Source organism: Saccharothrix coeruleofusca, assembly GCF_014648515.1.
Classification (GTDB): domain Bacteria; phylum Actinomycetota; class Actinomycetes; order Mycobacteriales; family Pseudonocardiaceae; genus Actinosynnema; species Actinosynnema coeruleofuscum.
Genome location: NZ_BMRG01000016.1, coordinates 111085 through 128550, shown reverse-complemented (window position 1 = coordinate 128550; position 17466 = coordinate 111085). Strand labels below are relative to the sequence as shown.

General features: G+C 72.9%; 18 protein-coding genes. 11 read left to right on the top strand and 7 right to left on the bottom strand.

Translation table 11 applies throughout. The features are described 5' to 3' along the window. Positions 1–78 precede the first annotated feature (78 nt). On the top strand, positions 79–1770 hold the full coding sequence (locus IEZ00_RS28780; RefSeq protein ID WP_189226490.1) for a hypothetical protein: 1692 nt from the start codon (positions 79–81) through the stop codon (positions 1768–1770). Between the two features lie 6 nt (positions 1771–1776). Here IEZ00_RS28780 and IEZ00_RS28775 read toward each other — a convergent pair whose 3' ends face one another. Then, complete coding sequence (locus IEZ00_RS28775; RefSeq protein ID WP_189226489.1) at positions 1777–2517, bottom strand: SDR family NAD(P)-dependent oxidoreductase; 741 nt, start codon at positions 2515–2517, stop codon at positions 1777–1779. Between the two features lie 223 nt (positions 2518–2740). On the opposite strand from IEZ00_RS28775, the gene IEZ00_RS28770 reads away from it, so the two are divergent. Beyond that, a complete protein-coding gene (locus IEZ00_RS28770) occupies positions 2741–3457 on the top strand; it encodes an MOSC domain-containing protein (RefSeq protein ID WP_229796177.1) in 717 nt (238 codons plus the stop codon). Between the two features lie 4 nt (positions 3458–3461). Here the strand turns inward: IEZ00_RS28770 and IEZ00_RS28765 are convergent, their stop codons facing one another. Both IEZ00_RS28765 and IEZ00_RS28760 read right to left on the bottom strand, forming a co-directional pair. Then, positions 3462–4472 (bottom strand): LLM class flavin-dependent oxidoreductase, encoded by a 1011-nt coding sequence (locus IEZ00_RS28765; RefSeq protein WP_209618145.1) that lies wholly within the window; start codon positions 4470–4472, stop codon positions 3462–3464. Positions 4473–4504: 32 nt separating this feature from the next. Beyond that, a complete protein-coding gene (locus tag IEZ00_RS28760) occupies positions 4505–4894 on the bottom strand; it encodes a TerB family tellurite resistance protein (RefSeq protein WP_189226487.1) in 390 nt (129 codons plus the stop codon). Positions 4895–5189: 295 nt separating this feature from the next. Here IEZ00_RS28760 and IEZ00_RS28755 point away from each other — a divergent pair, with 295 nt between their 5' ends. After that, positions 5190–6914 (top strand): cellulase family glycosylhydrolase, encoded by a 1725-nt coding sequence (locus IEZ00_RS28755; protein ID WP_229796176.1) that lies wholly within the window; start codon positions 5190–5192, stop codon positions 6912–6914. A gap of 118 nt (positions 6915–7032) precedes the next feature. Further along, on the top strand, positions 7033–7494 hold the full coding sequence (locus IEZ00_RS28750) for an RDD family protein (protein ID WP_189226485.1): 462 nt from the start codon (positions 7033–7035) through the stop codon (positions 7492–7494). On the opposite strand, the gene IEZ00_RS28745 is transcribed toward IEZ00_RS28750, so the two are convergent. From IEZ00_RS28745 to IEZ00_RS28735, 3 genes are read right to left on the bottom strand one after another with little or no spacing between them, the layout of a single operon-like run. Further along, on the bottom strand, positions 7487–8131 hold the full coding sequence (locus IEZ00_RS28745; protein ID WP_209618151.1) for a response regulator: 645 nt from the start codon (positions 8129–8131) through the stop codon (positions 7487–7489). The two genes, IEZ00_RS28750 and IEZ00_RS28745, sit on opposite strands and share 8 nt — an antisense overlap. 2 nt (positions 8132–8133) lie before the next feature. Beyond that, the gene (locus IEZ00_RS28740) at positions 8134–9342 is read right to left on the bottom strand and encodes a sensor histidine kinase (protein WP_189226484.1); all 1209 of its coding nucleotides are present in this window, start codon (positions 9340–9342) and stop codon (positions 8134–8136) included. A 5-nt stretch (positions 9343–9347) separates the two neighbouring features. Further along, complete coding sequence (locus tag IEZ00_RS28735; RefSeq protein WP_189226483.1) at positions 9348–9803, bottom strand: hypothetical protein; 456 nt, start codon at positions 9801–9803, stop codon at positions 9348–9350. A gap of 167 nt (positions 9804–9970) precedes the next feature. Between IEZ00_RS28735 and IEZ00_RS28730 the strand changes: the two genes are divergently transcribed. Beyond that, entirely contained in the window at positions 9971–11683 is a 1713-nt protein-coding gene (locus IEZ00_RS28730) for an alpha/beta hydrolase (protein WP_229796175.1), read from the top strand. 53 nt (positions 11684–11736) lie between these two features. Here IEZ00_RS28730 and bla read toward each other — a convergent pair whose 3' ends face one another. After that, positions 11737–12660 (bottom strand): class A beta-lactamase, encoded by a 924-nt coding sequence (gene bla / locus IEZ00_RS28725; protein ID WP_229796174.1) that lies wholly within the window; start codon positions 12658–12660, stop codon positions 11737–11739. Positions 12661–12843: 183 nt separating this feature from the next. Here bla and IEZ00_RS37880 point away from each other — a divergent pair, with 183 nt between their 5' ends. From IEZ00_RS37880 to IEZ00_RS28700, 6 genes are all read left to right on the top strand, one after another. After that, complete coding sequence (locus tag IEZ00_RS37880) at positions 12844–12978, top strand: hypothetical protein (protein WP_268248859.1); 135 nt, start codon at positions 12844–12846, stop codon at positions 12976–12978. 17 nt (positions 12979–12995) lie between these two features. Continuing rightward, positions 12996–13199: a DUF2795 domain-containing protein gene (locus IEZ00_RS28720; RefSeq protein ID WP_189226480.1), complete on the top strand. Its 204-nt coding sequence runs from the start codon at positions 12996–12998 to the stop codon at positions 13197–13199. A 108-nt stretch (positions 13200–13307) separates the two neighbouring features. Further along, positions 13308–14720, top strand: a complete 1413-nt coding sequence (locus tag IEZ00_RS28715) for an extracellular solute-binding protein (RefSeq protein ID WP_189226479.1) — start codon at positions 13308–13310, stop codon at positions 14718–14720. Then, positions 14707–15588 (top strand): carbohydrate ABC transporter permease, encoded by an 882-nt coding sequence (locus IEZ00_RS28710; protein WP_189226478.1) that lies wholly within the window; start codon positions 14707–14709, stop codon positions 15586–15588. The genes IEZ00_RS28715 and IEZ00_RS28710 overlap by 14 nt, the downstream gene beginning before the upstream one ends. After that, entirely contained in the window at positions 15585–16406 is an 822-nt protein-coding gene (locus tag IEZ00_RS28705) for a carbohydrate ABC transporter permease (RefSeq protein WP_189226477.1), read from the top strand. The genes IEZ00_RS28710 and IEZ00_RS28705 overlap by 4 nt, the downstream gene beginning before the upstream one ends. Then, positions 16406–17464: an ABC transporter ATP-binding protein gene (locus IEZ00_RS28700; RefSeq protein ID WP_189226476.1), complete on the top strand. Its 1059-nt coding sequence runs from the start codon at positions 16406–16408 to the stop codon at positions 17462–17464. The genes IEZ00_RS28705 and IEZ00_RS28700 overlap by 1 nt, the downstream gene beginning before the upstream one ends. The last annotated feature ends 2 nt before the right edge of the window (positions 17465–17466 follow it).

Sequence of the window (17466 nt, the reverse complement as noted above, 5' to 3'; positions counted from 1 at the left end):
GCCGCCATTCCGGAATCGTCCATACGCTCCGCGCAGCCCGGTCGGCGACGACCGGGAGAACACGGAAGCGGAGGACAGATGACCAGGTCGCCCGCGCGACGCATCACCAGCACGCGAACCCCTCCTCACGGCCCGCTGGACCCGACCGGACCGGTGTTCCGGGAGCAGCGCGAATTCGCCGCCGCATTCGCGGGGACGCTGAACCGCGCCACCGTCGCGGCGGCGGCCGGGGTGGACCGCCCGACGCAGGCCGGGAGCATCGCCGCCCTGGTGCGCGAGGCGTACTCGCGTTTGGCTGAGGACCGTCGCGCGGCGGTGCGTCGCCGGGCCGACCGGCTCCTCGCCGGAACACCCGACCAGCTCCGCGACGTCTTCGGCCCGCACACCGACCGGCTGGAGGAGTGGGCGGGCAGCGCGGGGCTGCACCCGGAGCTGGGCGCGCTGCTGAAGAGCGCGGTGCGGGCGCACCTGGACAGCCACGCCGTCGAGATCGCGCAGGACATCACCGGCCACCTGTCCACGACGCCGGAAACCCTCGGGACCGCGCCCAAGACGTGGGTCAAGGGCGGCACCTCCAACGGGGACGCCTCGTGGACGTGGACCGAGATCGTGCTGGCCGCCCCCGCCGTGCTCCAGTTCCACTGGGGCACCGGGGAAGCGGGCGCCGAGCACGGGCGCTGGGACCTCTACCACGTGCAGCCGGGAGGTGTGGAAGTCCACCTGGGCAAGGGCCTGGCCGGAGTGCCGGGGTCGACCTGGTCCATCGACCTGGGCCAGTACCTGCCCGCCACCCCGCCCCAGGCGCCCCAGAAGTACGTCGTGCGGGTCACCCCGTACAGCGATCCGGTGGTGCTGCCCTCCTACGTCGAGGGGATGGCGGGCAAGAAGGTCCCGGCCGAGCCGGTCGGCCCGGCGTCGAAACCGGTCACCATCACCCACAGCGCGGTCGCGGGCGGACCACCGCCGGAGTTCACCGGGCCGGTGGCGGTCTACACCGGACTGACCTGCCACCTCGACTCGCTGGAGGTGGCGGCCGAGCAGGACGAGGTGGGCGACGAGGAGTTCCACCTCATGGGCTTCGTCCAGGAGATCCGCCCCCTGAGCAGCCCCAAGGGCACCACCCAGGCCGAGTTCGCCACGTCGGTGACGATCGACCCCGACGCCAAGCCGCCGTCGAAGGCGCTGCACGTCCACGAGGACTTCGCGCTGGGGTTCCCGGTCGCGCCCAACTGGCCGCGCACCTACCTGCTGGTGGTCTCGGTGCTGGAGGAGGACAGCGGTGACGCGATCGGCCGGTGGCAGGCCGACATGGCCGAGCTGTCCCAGGAGGTGCTCACGCCCGAGATCGACGGGATCATCCGCGAGTACCTGGAGGAGAAGCTGGACGAGTACCTCGAGAAGAACGCCCAGCAGTTGGTCAACGCGGGCATCGACGTCGCCTCCTGGATCGCGGGCCTGGTGGGCTCCACCGCCGCGTTCGTGGTCGCCTGGGTCGCCGCCGCGGCCGCGATCGTGATCTCCGGGATCATCGGCGGGATGGCCGACGACTACTACGGCACCGCGACCGGCGTCCTCGTCCTGCCGACGAACACCGCGCAGTACGTGCACAGCCTGCCCGGTCAGCACGATTCGGGCGCGTACCGCCTCGACCGCAGGGTGATCGAGATGCGCGGCATGACCCAGTGGCCCTACGCCGCCGCCTGGGACGGCGCGATCCGCGTGGGAGTGCGGTGGAGCTTCCACGACAAGGTGGACTACGAGGGCGCGTGATCCCGGTCAGCCGCCCGTGGCGGGCATCCCGCCGATGGCCTGGAGCACCGCGCCGTTGACGTAGCCCGCCGCGGGGGAGGCGAGGAAGGTGACGGCGGCGGCGATCTCCTCGGGTTCGGCGAGCCGTCCCAGCGCCGTGAACCTGCCCACCTCCTCGAACCCCGCGCCGAACGCGGCGGTGCCCTCGGTGCGGGTCGGCCCCGCGGCGACCGCGTTGACCCGGACGCCGCGGGGGCCGAACTCGGCGGCCCAGGACTTGGTCAGCAGTTCCAGCGCGGCCTTCGTGCCGCCGTAGACGCCCCCGCCGGGGCCCGGCACCGTGGCCGCTCCGCTGCTGACGTTGACCACGGCGCCGCGCCCGCGCCGGACCATCGCCGGAACCAGGGCCTGCACCAGCAGGAACGGTGCGCGCAGGTTCACCTCGACGTGGAGGTCGAAGGTGGCGGTGTCGGTGTCCGGGGTCGTGGTGAACTGGAACACCGCCGCGTTGTTGACCAGGATGTCGACCTCGCCCGCGTCGGCGGCCAGCCCGCGCACGGCGTCGGCGTCGGAGAGGTCGGCGGTGACGAACCGGGCCCGCCCGCCCACGGCCGCGATGCGGGCGACGGTGTCGGCGCCGCGTTCGGGGTCGCGGCCGTGCACCACGACTCGTGCGCCGAGTTCGGCCAGCGCGAGCGCGGTGGCCCGGCCGATGCCCGCGGTCGCCCCGGTCACCAGGGCGGACGATCCGGACAGGTCGATCTTCATGCTGCTGCTCCTCGCAAGTGGGGGTTGCGATGCTGCGACACCGGGCAGGAGGGGCCAAGTTTCGTTGCCGAAGCGGCAAACGGCGGTGCGGGCGTCGGTTTGCCCGCTCCCGCGACGTGTGCCACGATCCGGCCACGGGCCGAGAGGCGCTGCGACGGAAGCGATTCCGCCACGCTCGGTCTACGTCGTGAGCACCAAGGGCGCCTCCACCCGAGGAGGCGCTGTGTCGTCCGCAGTGGTCGGTCGAGTCGTCGCGCTGCACCGCTACCCGGTCAAGTCCATGGCGGGCGAGGCGCTGGAGCGGGCCGACGTGTCGTGGCACGGGATCGGCGGCGACCGCAGGTGGGGGTTCGTCCGCGACGACGCGCGGGGCAGCGGCTTCCCCTGGCTGACCTTGCGCCAGCGGCCCGACCTGGTCCTGCACCGCCCCCGACTGCTCGACCCGCGGGACGCCGACCGGTCGCCGGTGGTGGTGCGCACGCCGTCCGGGGACGAGCACGACGTGCTGTCCCCGGTGCTGGCCGAGGCGCTGGGCGCGCGGCCGGTGAAGCTGGACCGGGGCGTGTTCGACGCGGCGCCCCTGTCGCTGCTGAGCACGGGCAGCGCGGCGGGGGTCGGGGCGCCCGACGTCCTCCGGTTCCGGCCCAACGTGCTGGTCGAGGCGGCGGGCGGGTTCGCCGAGGACGCGTGGGTGGGCTCGGTGCTGACCATCGGCGCGGCCGTGATCAGGGTGGACCGGCCGGACCGGCGCTGCGCGGTGGTGGGCGTCGACCCGGTGACCGCGCGGCGCGATCCGGGTGTGCTGCGCCGGATCGCCCGTGAGCACGGCATGACGCTGGGCGTGTACGCGTCGGTCGTGTCGCCGGGGCGCGTCGCCGTCGGCGACGCGGTGGTCCTGCGCGCGGACCGGTCGGCGGGAGTCGCCGCTGCCTCGGGGTGAGGGATCAGGCGGCCGGGGACCACCCCAGGGCGGGGCCGAGCCGGGTGGCCATGTCGGTGAGGATCTGCACGTAGTCCTCGTGCGCGAAGGTGAACGGCAGCGCGAACGCCACCTCGTCGACCAGTTGGAACGCGGGATCGGCGTGCAGCCGGTCGGCGATCTCGGCCGACGTGCCGACCAGGTCCGGCGCGAACATCAGCCGAGCCGGGCCCTGCGGCGTGGCGGTGCGCGGCAGCCGCTCGCGCGCGTAGTCCTCGTACTTGGCGCGCTGCTCGGCCGAGGCGCTGTCGGTCGGGACCACCACCAGCCCCTGCGAGACGCGGGCGCGCTCGCCGTCGGGGTGGTGGGCGCGGAACGCCTCGACGTGCGAGCGCTGGACGGCGGCGAAGTCCTCCGACTCCTCGGCCTTGACCACGTTGCTGGTCAGGAAGTTCATCCCGTGCTGGCCTGCCCACCGCGCCGAGCCCAGGCTCGCGCCGCCGTACCACATCCGATCGCCCAGGCCGGGGGAGTGGGGCTGCACGCGGTCGGAGTAGACCTCGAAGCCCTCGGTGCCGCTGAAGGACGTCGCGGGCTCGCCGCGCACGAAGCCCAGCAGCCTGCGCACCCGCTCGTAGCTGAAGTCCTCCACCTCGGCGGTGTCCGGGTACAGCGCGTCCTTGACCCGCTCGTAGTGCATCGGTGCTCCGATGCTGACGCCGGGGTTGAGCCGCCCACCGGACAGCACGTCCACCGTCGCCAGGTCCTCGGCCAGCCGCAGCGGGTTCTCCCAGCCCACCGGGATGACGGCGGTGCCCAGCTGGATGCGGCTGGTGCGCTGCGAGGCCGCCGCCAGCACGGCGACGGGTGAGGAGATGCCGTACTGGAGGTGTCGGTGGCGCACCCACGCGCTGTCGAAGCCCAGCTGCTCGCCCAGCTCGATGATCTTCAGCGTGGCCTCGTGACCAGCCCTGGGGTCGTCGCCGTCGAACAGGCCGATGGTCAGGAAACCCAGTCTGCGCAGTGCGGGCGACACGGCACTCCTCCCCGTGGGCGGGCCCGGCGCGGTCAGCGGCCGAGCGCTGCCCTGACCCTACCCACCGCGGCGTGCTCGGCTCGCCCGACGGTTCCGTCGGCCGAGGCCACCTCGGCGCAGATCGCCAGCACGGCGTCGGCGAACGCGTCCGCCTCCTGGGCGGACCGGCTGCCCAGGATCGCCATCGAGTCGCGCAGCGCGGCCAGGACGCCGTGCTCGACGTCGGCCATCGAGCCCGCGGGCAGGCGCGGCGCTTCGGCGCCGATCACTTCTTGCAGTTCGGGCGACAAAGTGGACATCGCCTTGACGCCCGCGTAGCTCTCCTCGTCGAGCGAACCCTCTTCCGCGACCGACACCAGCACCATCGCGCCGTAGACGGCCGTGCGCAGCGTCCGGCCCTCCTGGTCCGTGTAACGACTCATGTGGACAACTCTAGAGGCGCCGCCGCCGGCTTGATCGCGAAGGCGGGGAGAGTGGCCGGAGGTGCTGCGGGCGGCACTGGGTCCGCTGCGCCGCGGCGGACCGGCGAACAGTGCGGTCGAATTCGACCGGGCAATCGTCGAACGTCTTTCGAAGAGCTGTCGAACAATGCTGAACAGCTCCCTTTCCCCCAACGCTCGCGTCGAAACCCTTGCCCGGCTGCCGCGATCGCGGCCAACATCGTCGGGAAGTGGCGTCGAAAACGCCGCCGTGATCGCGAGGAGCGTTATGGCGCGGGTGAGCGGGAGAACGGGCGGCAGCCGCCGGTGGACAGCTCTGCTGGCTGGTGGCGCGGCCGCGCTGCTGGTGGGCGCGGGCGTGGTGACCGCCAACAGCGCCGCGGCGACCACCGCAGGCCACCCCTTCGCCGGGGACGCGATGGCCGAGGTCGCCGCCATGCAGCCGGGTTGGAACCTGGGCAACTCGCTGGACTCCACCGGCGCGGACGAGACCTCGTGGGGAAACCCGCGGATCACCAGGGAGCTGCTGGCCAATGTCCGGGCCCAGGGGTTCCGGAGCATCCGCATCCCGGTGACCTGGGGCCAGCACCAGGGCGGGGCGCCCGACTACGCCATCGAGGCGGCCTACCTCGACCGCGTCAAGGAGGTGGTCGGCTGGGCACTGGCGGGCGGCTTCCACGTCATGATCAACGTCCACCACGACTCGTGGCAGTGGATCTCCGCCATGCCCGCCGACCGCGCGGGCGTGCTCGCCCGCTACAACGCGATCTGGACGCGGCTGGCGGCCGAGTTCCGCGACTCCTCGCCGAAGCTGGTGTTCGAGAGCGTCAACGAGCCGCAGTTCACCGGCAGCTCCGGCGACGCGCAGAACGCGGCGCTGCTGGAGGAGCTCAACACCTCCTTCCGCACCGCCGTGCGCCGCTCCGGCGGCGTCAACGCCACCCGCCTGCTGGTGCTGCCGACCCTGCACACCTCCGCCGACCAGGCGCGGCTCGACGAGCTCGCGTCGACCATCGAAGCGATGGACGACCCCAACCTGGCCGCGACCGTGCACTACTACGGCTACTGGCCCTTCAGCGTCAACGTCGCGGGCGGCACGCGCTTCGACGCCACGGCGCGCAAGGACCTGACCGACGCCTTCGACCGCGTCCACAGCACGTTCGTCGCCCGCGGCATCCCGGTCATCATCGGCGAGTACGGGCTGCTGGGCTTCGACCGCCACACCGGCACCATCCAGCAGGGCGAGAAGCTGAAGTTCTTCGAGTACCTCGGCCACCACGCGCGCTCCCGCCTGCTCACCACCATGCTCTGGGACAACGGCCAGCACTTCGACCGCACGTCGTTCCAGTGGCGCGACCCGGAGCTGATCGCGCAGATCAAGTCCAGCTGGACCACGCGTTCCGGCACCGCGTCGACCGACCAGGTCTTCAACGCCCGCGCGAGCGCGATCACCGCCAAGACCATCGCGCTCAACCTCAACGGCACCTCGTTCGTCGGCCTGCGGCACGGATCGACCGACCTGGCGCGCGGCACCGACTACACCGTCCAGGGCGATCAGCTCACGCTGACCGCCGCCGCGCTGACCAGGCTGGCGGGGGCGCGGGCCTACGGCACCAACGCGGTGCTGTCGGCGCGCTTCTCCCGTGGTGTGCCGTGGCGGATCAACATCATCACCTACGACCCGCCGGTGTTGCGGAGCGCCACCGGGACCACGGCGTCCTTCGCCGTCCCGACGGACTTCCGCGGCGACCTGCTGGCCACCATGGAGGCCAAGTACGCGGACGGCAGCAACGCGGGCCCGCACGACTGGACCTCGTTCAAGGAGTTCGACCGCACCTTCGCGCCGGACTACAGCGGCGGGACCACGGCGCTGAAGGCCGAGTTCTTCGCCGAGGTCGACGACGGCGCTCGCGTGACGCTCACGTTCCACTACTGGAGCGGCACCACGGTCACCTACTACGTCACCAAGTCCGGCGACTCGGTCACCGGCACCACGGCCTGATCACCCCAGGAGGTCGTGGGCCTTCCGCGTGCTCATCACCGGCACTCGCGGCGACGTGCGGCACGAGGTCGTACCAGTCCACACAGGACAGAGGCATGCTTGTGGGACGATGACCGCTGTGACGGATGCCGTGGAGACCGGCGGCGGCGTGGTGCTGCGCCGGTACCTGCAGTACGCGCTCGACTGCCTGCTGCTGTTCATCGGATCGCTGCTGGTCGCGGCGCTGGGCGTGGGCGTCGGGATCGCCGTGGTCAAGCTGGGCGGCACACCGCGGCTGTTCTTCGACATCCCCCTCTACACCTACATCGCCGCGGTGTTCCTCGGCTCGGTGTGGATCGAGGTGTGGTACCCGCACCGGCACGGCGGCGCCACGCCCGCGATGCGCTGGCTGGGCCTGCGGATCACCACCCTGCGGGGCGGGAAGCCGCCGCTGCGCGCCTACCTGCTGAGGTCGCTGCTGATGACCGTGGACGGCATCTTCCTGTGCCTGGTGGGCGCCGCGCTCATCGCCCTCACGCCGCGCCATCAGCGGCTGGGCGACCTGGTGGCGCGCACGCTGGTCGTGCGCGCGGTCAGGTGACCAGGCGGTTCTCCCAGGCCCAGACGGCGATTTCGGTGCGGTTGCGGGCGCCCAGCTTGTTCTGCACGCTCGCCAGGTGCGTCTTGACCGTGGACAGCGAGATCCCCAGGTCGGCCGAGACCTCCACATTCGTCCGGCCCCTGGCGACCGCCCGCACCACGTCGGCTTCCCGCGCGGTCAGGGGGATGTCGGACCGCCCGCCCCGCGGCGCGCGGCCGGTGAAGTGGGCGAGCAGCCGCACGGTCACCGACGGCGAGACCATCGCCTCGCCCTTGGCCGCGGCGTGCACCGCCTCGACCAGCAGTCGCGGCCCGGCGTCCTTGAGCAGGAACCCGCTGGCCCCGGCCAGCAGCGCGGCGTAGACGTTCTCGTCCACGTCGTAGGTGGTCACCACGACCACCTTCAGCGGGTCGGGCACGTCCGGCCCGGCCAGCAGCTCGGTCGCGCGCAGCCCGTCCAGCTTCGGCATCCGCAGGTCCATCAGCGTGACGTCGGGGCGCAGCTGCCTGGCCAGCCGCACCGCGGCCTCGCCGTCCGGCGCCTCGCTGATCACCTCGATGTCGGGCTCGGCGTCGAGGATCAGCCGGAAACCGGTGCGCACCAGGGTCTGGTCGTCGGCGATGAGCACGCGGATCACCGTCACACCCCCCTCGGCAGGTGGCCGAACGGCGTTTCCTCCGGCCCCATCGGCAACCGCGCGGTGGTGTGCCACCGCCCGGCCGGTCGGGGCCCGGCCTCCAACGTGCCGCCCAGGGCGGCGACCCGCTCGGTCATGCCGGTGATCCCATAACCCCCGTGTCGGTCGGCGGGCCGCTCGGGCACACCGTCGTTGCCGACGTCGAGCACCAGGTGGTCGTCCTCGACCCGCGCGGTGACGCGGACCTCGGTCGCCTCCGGGGAGTGCCGCTGGACGTTGGTCAGCGCTTCCAGCAGCACCCGGTGGACGGTGCCCGACAGCTCCGGCGGAACCGGCAGGTCGTCCAGTTCCTCCGCCACGTCCACCACGGCCCGGTCGGCGGCCACGGCGCGCACCACGTCCCCCAACCGGGAGTCGGGTGGGGGAAGGGCGTGCTCGGTGCTGCGCAACATGCCCACCAGTCTCCGCATCGCCACCAGTGCTTCCGCCCCCGCTCGCTCGATGTCGGCGTAGACCGCGGCGGATTCCTGCTCCGGCACCGAGGGATTGCCCGAAAGGGCGCGTGCGGCCTGCACGCGCACGACGATACCGCTGACGTGGTGCGCGACCAGGTCGTGCAGCTCCCTCGCCAGCTGCAGCCGTTCGTTCGTGCGCACCCGGTCGAGCGCGGCCAGATGACGGGCATCGGCATCGCGCAGGACCAGGCCGACCGCCAGCGCCACGCCCCACAGCAGGGCGGCGGGCGCGGCCAGCAGCGCGGCGGGGGAGTCCAGGCCGTGGCGCACCGCCGGAGCGGCCACGACGGCCGCACCGGCGGCTGCCGCCAGCACCACCGCCCCCACGGGTGGCAGGCGCCTGCACCCGGCGCCGACCAGCAGGACGCAGGCGAGCACCTCGGTGGTCGCCGGGTAGGCGGTCGATCCCCAGTCCAGGGTGTCGGTCAAGGCGCTGAAACCGGTGCTCAGCAGCGACAGGCCGACCACCGCCGCGCCCAGGACGCCGATCCGCCGGGGGAACCGGCGACGCAGCGCGGCCAGCACGGCGACCGCGGTGCCCACCGGCGGCACCGCGGTGGCCAGCAGGGGCGTGGCCACCCCCGAGGGGGCTTGCCAGCGGACCGCCAGCGCGCTGTCCACGGCGGTCGTCGCCACCAGCGCGGCGATCTCGGCCACGAGCACTCCTCGTCGCGCCTGCACACCGGGTGCGGTCATGCAGGTCAGTCCCTCGCCGCCCGCACCGCGGCGATGTAGGCGTTGGAGGAAGGCGCGTAGCCGAGCGCGGTGCCGATCACGGCGACCACGAAGCCGGCCCGCTCGACGGCGTGCTTGCGCTCGCCGGTCACCAGGGCGGCCAGCTGCAGCAGCGTGCTCACCGCCAGCACGACCCGCGCCCAGTCGCGCCCGGCCCGGAACTTGACCGCCAGCCACAGGTAGACCAGCGCGACCAGGGTGGTGAGGACGAGCAGGACGCCCTGACCGGCCGAGGCGGTCCCCCGGACCTGGTCCTCGGTCAGCCGCGGTGAGGAGCGCAGGTTCGACGCGCGCACCGCGTCCTCGAACTCGGGCCGCGCGGCGAGCACGACCACGCCGGAGGCCAGCGCGGTCGCCGCGTAGGTCAGGAACGCCAGGAAAGCCGCGGTGACGGCGCGCGGAGGCGCAGTGGGAGATGCCATGCCCGGAGCTTACGGAATGACCGAAAAGGACTGTCACGCAACGGGAATCCCCCTAGTCCTTTCGGCCGATGCCGGTGCTCGGAGGATCAACGAACGGCCGTGGTCGCCGATCGGCCCGGTCGGTGATGATCGGCCCGTCCCAGGTCCCCCCTCGAAAGGGCAGCACCTTGCGCCGCCTCACCGGGAACGTGGCGACGACGTTGGCAGCGGTGCTGGTGCTCACCGGCACCACCGCTGTCGCGCACGCCGCGGACGATCCGTTCGACACCTACGACGACCAGCAGCTCACCTGGGGCGCGTGCCCCTTCGACACACCCGAGGACGCGCGCCCCGCGCAGTGCGCGCTGGTGACCGTGCCCCGCGACTGGGCCGCGCCGACCTCGGGCGTGGACCTGAAGATCCAGATCAGCCGGGTGGAGGCCACCGGCGAGCGCCTGGGCGCCCTGCTGGTCAACCCCGGCGGCCCCGGCGGCCAAGGCTCCTCGCTGGCCGGGGCGCTGGCCGCGCTGCAGCCCGCGGTCAGCGAGCGGTACGCGTTCATCGGCATGGACCCCCGCGGCACCGGGCGCGAAGGCGCGCAGGCCGAGGACCCCGGCCTGGTGTGCGAGATCCCCAACGGCAGGCTGTCCACCCGGCAGGACCTCGACGCCCGCGACCGGTCCGCGGACAGCATCGCCGAGCACCAGAAGGCGCCGCGCGCCATCGCCGAGGCGTGCCAGAGCGAGGCGCTGACGCCGTACATCACCACTTGGCAGACCGCCCACGACATGGAGCTGATCCGGCGGCTGCTCGGCGAGACGCGCCTGAACTACCTGGGCTACTCCTACGGCACGTGGCTCGGCGCGAAGTACGCGTCGCTGTTCCCGGACAGCGCGGGCAAGGTGGTGCTGGACTCCAGCGTCAACTGGCAGGGCAGGCTCCAGGCCGCCTTCGAGGCCTTCCCGGTCATCGGCCAGCGCCAGTTCGACGACGTGTTCCTGCCGTGGATGACCCGCCACTTCGCCGACCTGGTCGGCGCCACGCCCGCTCAGGCCAAGCAGACCTGGGAGCAGGCCCGCGCCTACCTCAAGGCCGAGCGCGTACTGGCCCCCGACGCCTTCGACGGCGTCTTCGTCGGCATGGGCAGCGAGCTGCGCTGGGTGCTCGGCGCGGCGCTGTTCGCCCTCGCGGTCGGCGAGATGCGCGGACAGGCGCCCGAGGCGGCCGTGGCCGCCGGGGTGCGGGCGGAGCTGGACGCGTGGTCGCGCGCCGAGCACGGCGTCCCCCTCGCCCAGCTGACCACCCGCAGGATCGCCGCCGCGCTGGAGGAGGACTACACGCGGCTGGCGGGCACCAGGGTCGCCGTCGCCTGCGGCGACCAGCCCACCCGCTCCGCCGCCTGGTACCGGTCGCTGAGCGACCGGCAGGGGCCGCGCTACCCGCTGTTCGGCTGGGCTTACGGGCTGTCGGAGTTCTGCGGCTTCTGGTCCGACGCGCCGCGCCAGGCGCTGCCGGACCTGCCCGCGCGGGTGGCCGGGAAGGTGCTGGTCGTGCAGGGCGAGTTCGACCCGCAGACCGGCTACGAGCAGGCAGGCGCGGCGGTCCGGGCGGCACCCGGCGTGAGCATGGTCTCGGTCGACGACTCGGCGTTCCACGGGCAGTACGCGGTGGGGGGCAACCCGTGCGTGGACGGCATGGTCAACGTGTTCCTGCTGCACAACTCGCGGCCGTCCAGCGCGACCTGCCCCGGCGTGCCGCTGCCCGGTGAGGACGAGGTCCACCCGGTGGCCGGGCCGGTCGAGCGGCGCGGGGCGGCCCGCCAGGCCGTGCCGCCCGCCTCGCCGCTGCGCGACCGGGTCCAGGAGCGGATCACCGAGTCCAACTCGGCCGACGCCGCCTGACCCGACGTCTGCAAGTACTACCCGAGGGCCTCGGGTAGTACTTGCAGACGTGGTCAGCGCAGGGCGTTGACGGCCGCGGCGGCTGCCCGCGCGATCAGCGCGTCGTCGTGGTCGGCGTCGGCGGTGTCGCGGTCGGACAGCACGGCCAGGACGATCGGGGCGCGGTCGGGCGGCCAGACCACGGCGATGTCGTTGCGCGTGCCGTAGCCGCCGCTGCCGGTCTTGTCGCCCACGACCCAGCCTTCCGGGACGCCTGCCCGGATCAGCTCCGCCCCCGTGGTGTTGCGGCGCAGCAGGTCGACCAGGACCGCCCGGCGGTCCTCGGGCAGGGCGTCGCCCAGGGCGTAGGCCCGCAGGCTGCCCGCGAGGGCGCGCGGGGTGCTGGTGTCGCGCTCGTCGCCCGGAACGGCCTCGTTGAGCTCGGTCTCCACCCTGGCCGCCTTGGTCGTGGTGTCACCGATCGCGCGCAGCGCCGCGTTGAGACCCTCGGGGCCGCCCAGGTCGCGGAAGAGCAGGTTCCCGGCCGTGTTGTCGCTGTAGCGCACGGCCGCGTCCATCACCTCGCGCAACGTCATGCCGGTGCCCACGCGGTCCCCGGTGACGGGGGAGTACTCGACCAGGTCGCTCCGCGCGTACGTCACCACCTGCTCCAGCTCGCCGACGGCGTGCCGCCGCAGCACGGCGCCCGTGGCCAGGGCCTTGATCGTGGAGGCGTAGGCGAACCGCTGGTCCGCCCGGTGCGCGACCTCCCTGCCCGTGCCGGTCTCCACCGCGTACACGCCGAGTTCCGCGTCGAACTCCCGCTCCAGTCGTGCGAACTCCGCCTCGGCGGGGGCGGCTGTCGTGCTGGATGGGGCGCTGGGTGCCGCGGTGGCCCCTGTGGTGGGTTTGGTGGTGGGCGTCGCGGTGCAGCCCGCCAGGAGGAAGGCCGCCAGGAGAAAGGCGATGGTCGCGGCCGTGATGCGTCGGGTGGACACGAAAGTGCCTCTCGTTCGGTGCTCCGGTGTCGTCACGCCCAGTCTCAGGACGGCCATCCATGCTGTCCAAGACGGAAACAGCCGCTTCCATGCTGAAACGACATACGGCAGGCGGTGGGGGCGGCCCCCGCTCAAGGGGGGCGCGGGGCGTTTCGGGGGTGGGGGAGCGGGTATCGCACCGGCATGGAGCAGACAGCGGTTCCCGGTCCCGAAGAGGACTCCGACGAGGCCAAGCCCGCCACCGAGCAGGAGGAAGGGCTCGGCGAGGAGGACTCCTCGCTGCCGGACCAGGACGACGAGACGCCCGAGCGCGGCTGACCGGATCAGGAGCGACGATGCCCGAACCCACCGTCCGCGACCACCTCAGGGACTGCCTGGCCGAGGTCGCCTTCCCGGCGAGCAGGAACACGCTGCTCGACGCGGCCATCGGACACGGCGACCCCACCGCGGTCCAGGCGCTGCGCGAGATCCCCAAGAGGGACTACGCCGACCTGTCCGCGGTGTTCGCGGCCGTCAGCGCCGAGGACCCCGGTGCGTGAGCCCTCCGGTGTCGAACGGCTGATCGCCCGTTAGGCCGCTGCGCGCCGCGCGACCGGCTGCCATGTTGGAGCGTGGACTACCGATCGGCTCCCTGGGTGGGAGGGCGCATGTGGCGGACGACGACGACCGCCCCGCGGGTGGTGTGCTGCCTGCTGGCGGTGTCCGGCCTGCTGACCGGCTGCCTCGGCCGGACCCGGGAGGCGGACCCGACGCGCAACGCCGACGCCAAGGAGGTCACGCTCACGATCGTGGCCAACGCGGTGTCGGGCGGGAAGAACGCGCGCGGCGCGGACTGGATCACCAACTGGGTGATCCCCCGGTTCACCGAGGCGCAGCGGGCCAAGGGCGTCGCGATGACCGTCCGGTTCGAGCAGAACGGCGCCGGGGACGAGGACTTCAAGACCAAGGTCGCGCTGGACCTCAAGACCGGCGGCGGCGCCGACGTGGTGGAGCTGGACGGCATCTGGCTCGGCGAGTTCGCCCAGGCCGGGCAGGTCCGCCCGCTGGACGAGGTGGTCGGCGCGGCGGAGGTCGACGCGTGGGACGGCTGGCGGCAGATCCCCGACGCGGTGCAGGGCCTCGGTGAGTTCGAGGGCAGGCGCTACGGCGTGCCGATGGGCACCGACGGGCGCGTGCTGTTCTACAACAAGAAGCTGTTCGCCCAAGCCGGGCTGCCCGTCCAGTGGCAGCCGCGCAGCTGGGACGACCTGCTCGACGCCGCGGCCAAGCTCAAGGCGCTGCCCGGCGTCTGGCCGCTCCAGCTCAACGCGGGCACCGCGATGGGCGAGGCCACCACCATGCAGGGTGTGCTGCCCGCACTGGCGGGCACCGGCGCGCTGGTGCACCAGGACGGCAAGTGGCAGGGCGACACGGCGCACGTCCGCGACGTGCTCGGGCTCTACCGGCGCATCCACCGCGACGGCCTGGCCGACCCGGTGCTCCAGCAGGAGGCCAACGGCCGCGAGCGCTCGTTCGCGCTGTTCGCCGAGAACAGGATCGGCATCCTGCTGGAGAGCGACTACTTCTGGCGGTCGGTGCTGGACCCGGTGGGCGGCGTGGCCAGGATGGCCGATCGCGACACGGCGGTGGGCTGGGCGCTGATCCCGGCGCGGCGGCCCGGCGCGGGCGTGGGCGGGCAGGACTTCGTCAGCACCTCCGGCGGCGGCGTGCGGGTGATCAACCCCGACACCCGCTACCCCCGGCAGGCCTGGGAGTTCCTCCGGTTCCTCAACTCCGCCGAGGCGGTGAAGTCGTCGCTGGCGGGCACCGCGCAGATCACCCAGCGCCAGGACGTGAACGACGAGGTGCTGGCGGGCGATCCGGTGCTCGGCTTCATCGCCGACCGAGTACTGCCGATCACCCGGTACCGGCCCCCGCTGGCCGACTACCCGAAGGTGTCGGCGGCACTGCAGCAGGCGACCGCGGACGTGGTGGCCGGGAGGGAACCGGAGCAGGCCGCGCGCTCGTACCGGGAAGCGCTGGTGAAGGCGGTCGGCGAGGACTCCGTTGCGGGCGGCTGACCGCGACGCGGCCGGTCTGGGCCCGGTGCGGGCGTTCGGCTTCCTCGCCCCGGCCCTGGTGCTGATCGGGGTCTTCCTGGTCTTCCCGGCGCTGTGGACGCTCTACATCGGCATCACCGACTACCAGCTCACCGGGCCCGCGGCGGTCCAGCCCCAGGTGGTGGGCGCGGAGAACTTCCGCACCGCGCTGGCGGACCCGCTGTTCGGCAACTCGGTGCGGCTGACCGCGCTGTACGCGCTGTGCTCGGCGGTGATCGGGCAGAACGTCCTGGGCTTCGCCCTGGCCTGGCTGCTGCGACCGGTGCGCCCCGGACTGCGGCGCGCCGTCGAGGGACTGGTGCTGCTGGCCTGGGTCCTGCCCGGCCCGGTGGTGGCCTACCTGTGGTTCGCGGTGCTCAGCCGCGACGGCGGCACGCTGGGCCTGCTGCTGGACCGGCCCGCGACCGCGTGGCTGGTGGAGTACCCGATGGCCAGCCTGGTGGTGTTCAACATCTGGCGCGGCACCGCGTTCTCGCTGCTGCTCTACACCTCCGCGCTGGCCGCGGTGCCGCCGTCGCAGGTGGAGACCGCCCGGCTGCTGGGCGCGAACGGCTGGCAGACGGTCCGCGACGCGGTGTTCCCGCACATCCGGGGGCACGTGCTGACCAACACGCTGCTGATCAGCCTGTGGACGGCCAACGACTTCACCCCCTTCCTGCTCACCGCGGGCGGCCCGAACCACGAGTCGGAGGTGCTGCCCGTGCTGATCTACCGGCAGGCGCTGGAGAGCGGTCAACTCGGCTACGCCTCGGCGATATCGCTGCTGCTGCTGGTGGGCAACCTGCTGGTGGCGCTGGTGTACCTGAGGCTGCTGCGGAGGCGGGCGTGACGCCGCGGCGGGTGGTGCGCCGCATCGCAGCCTCCGCGTTGATCGCGGTGGTGCTGGCGTTCTTCGCGGTGCCCATGCTGTGGCTGGCGGGCGCGCCGTTCGACGCGCGGCCCGGACTGGGCCTGCGCTGGCCGGACTGGACGCTGGCCAACGTGCGGGCCACCCTCGCCCACCCGTACGCGCTGACGTCCCTGGCCAACTCGGTGCTGCTGTGCCTGGTGGCCTGCGCGGTGACCACCTCCTCCGCCGCGCTGGCCGCGTACGCGCTGTCGCGGGTGCGCCTCCCCGGCCGCGACGCGCTGCTGTACCTGCTCCTGCTGCTGTCCAGCGTGGTGACCGGCACCGCGGCGATGGTCCCGATCTTCGTGCTGATGCTCCAGCTGGGGCTGATCGACTCGCGGTTGGGCACCGCCCTGGTGCTCGCGGGCGGCCTGCTGCCCGCGGCGATCTTCATCCTCAAGGACTTCGTGGACGCGGTGCCGCGTTCGTACGAGGAGTCCGCGCGGGTGTTCGGCGCGTCGGCGGGACAGGTGCTGGGCCACGTGGTGCTCCCCGTGGCCAGGCCGGGCATCGCGATGGTGCTCGTGTGGTCGTTCGTCAACGCGTGGGGCAACTTCCTGCTGCCGTTCCTGCTGCTGCGCGACGTGGGCAGGCAGCCGGCGGCGGTGCTGCTGCGCACGCTCCAGGACGAGGGCGGCAGCGTCAACCTGGCGGTGATCCCGGTGTTCTCGCTGCTGTACTCGATCCCGGTGGTCGTGCTGTACGTGCTGGTCGACAAGCGCTACGGGTTCCGATTCCACGGAGGCATCAAGAGCTGATGGCCGCCATCGACATCGCCGGGGTGTCCACCACCTACCCGAACGGGGTCCGCGCGGTGGACGGGCTGGACCTGCGCGTCGCCGACGGCGAGCTGTTCGCCCTGCTGGGGCCGTCCGGCTGCGGCAAGACCACGCTGCTGCGCACGATCGCGGGCCTGGAACCCGCCGCCGAGGGCTCGGTCACCATCGGTTCGCGGGACGTCACGCGCCTGCCACCGGGTGCGCGCGGGGTGGCCATGGTGTTCCAGGACTACGCGCTGTTCCCCCACATGACGGTGGCGGAGAACGTCGGCTACCCGCTGCGCGTGCGCCGCGCTCCCCGCGAGGTCCAGCGGAGCACCGCCGAGCGGGTCGCCTCCGGCCTGAGCCTGTCGGAGCTGCTGGACCGCAGGCCGGGGCAGCTGTCCGGTGGCCAGCAGCAGCGCGCGGCGCTGGCCAGGGCGCTCGCCGTGGAAGCCGACGTGCTGCTGCTGGACGAGCCGCTGTCCAACCTGGACGCCCGGCTGCGGTTGGAGGCCAGGACCTTCCTCAAGCGCCTGCAGCACGACTTGGGGCTCACCACGGTCTTCGTCACGCACGACCAAGCCGAGGCGCTGGCGCTGGCCGACCGGATCGCGGTCATGGAAGCCGGACGGGTGCGCCAGCTCGGCACCCCGCGCGAGGTGTTCCAGCGGCCCTCGGACACGTTCGTGGCCAACTTCATCGGCTCCACTCCGATGAACCTGCTCGACGCCGTGGTGCGGGACGGTCACGTCGAGTGCGCGGGAGCGCGCTTGGCGCGGGTGCCGCACCTGGCGTCCGGGACCGGCGTCATCGTCGGCGTGCGGCCCGAATACCTGCGCGTCGACGAGCACGGCATCACCGGGCGCGTGTCGATCGTGGAGAACCTCGGCGTGACCTCGTTGGTGACGCTGGAGTGCGCCGGGGGAGCGCTGGTCAGCCTGACCGTGCCGGAACAGGACGAGCCCGCGTTGGGGCGGAGCATGGCGGTGACCGCGGCACCGGGCCGGTTGCTGCTCTACGCGGCGGAGGACGGACGCCTGCTCGATTCGAGGTGAGG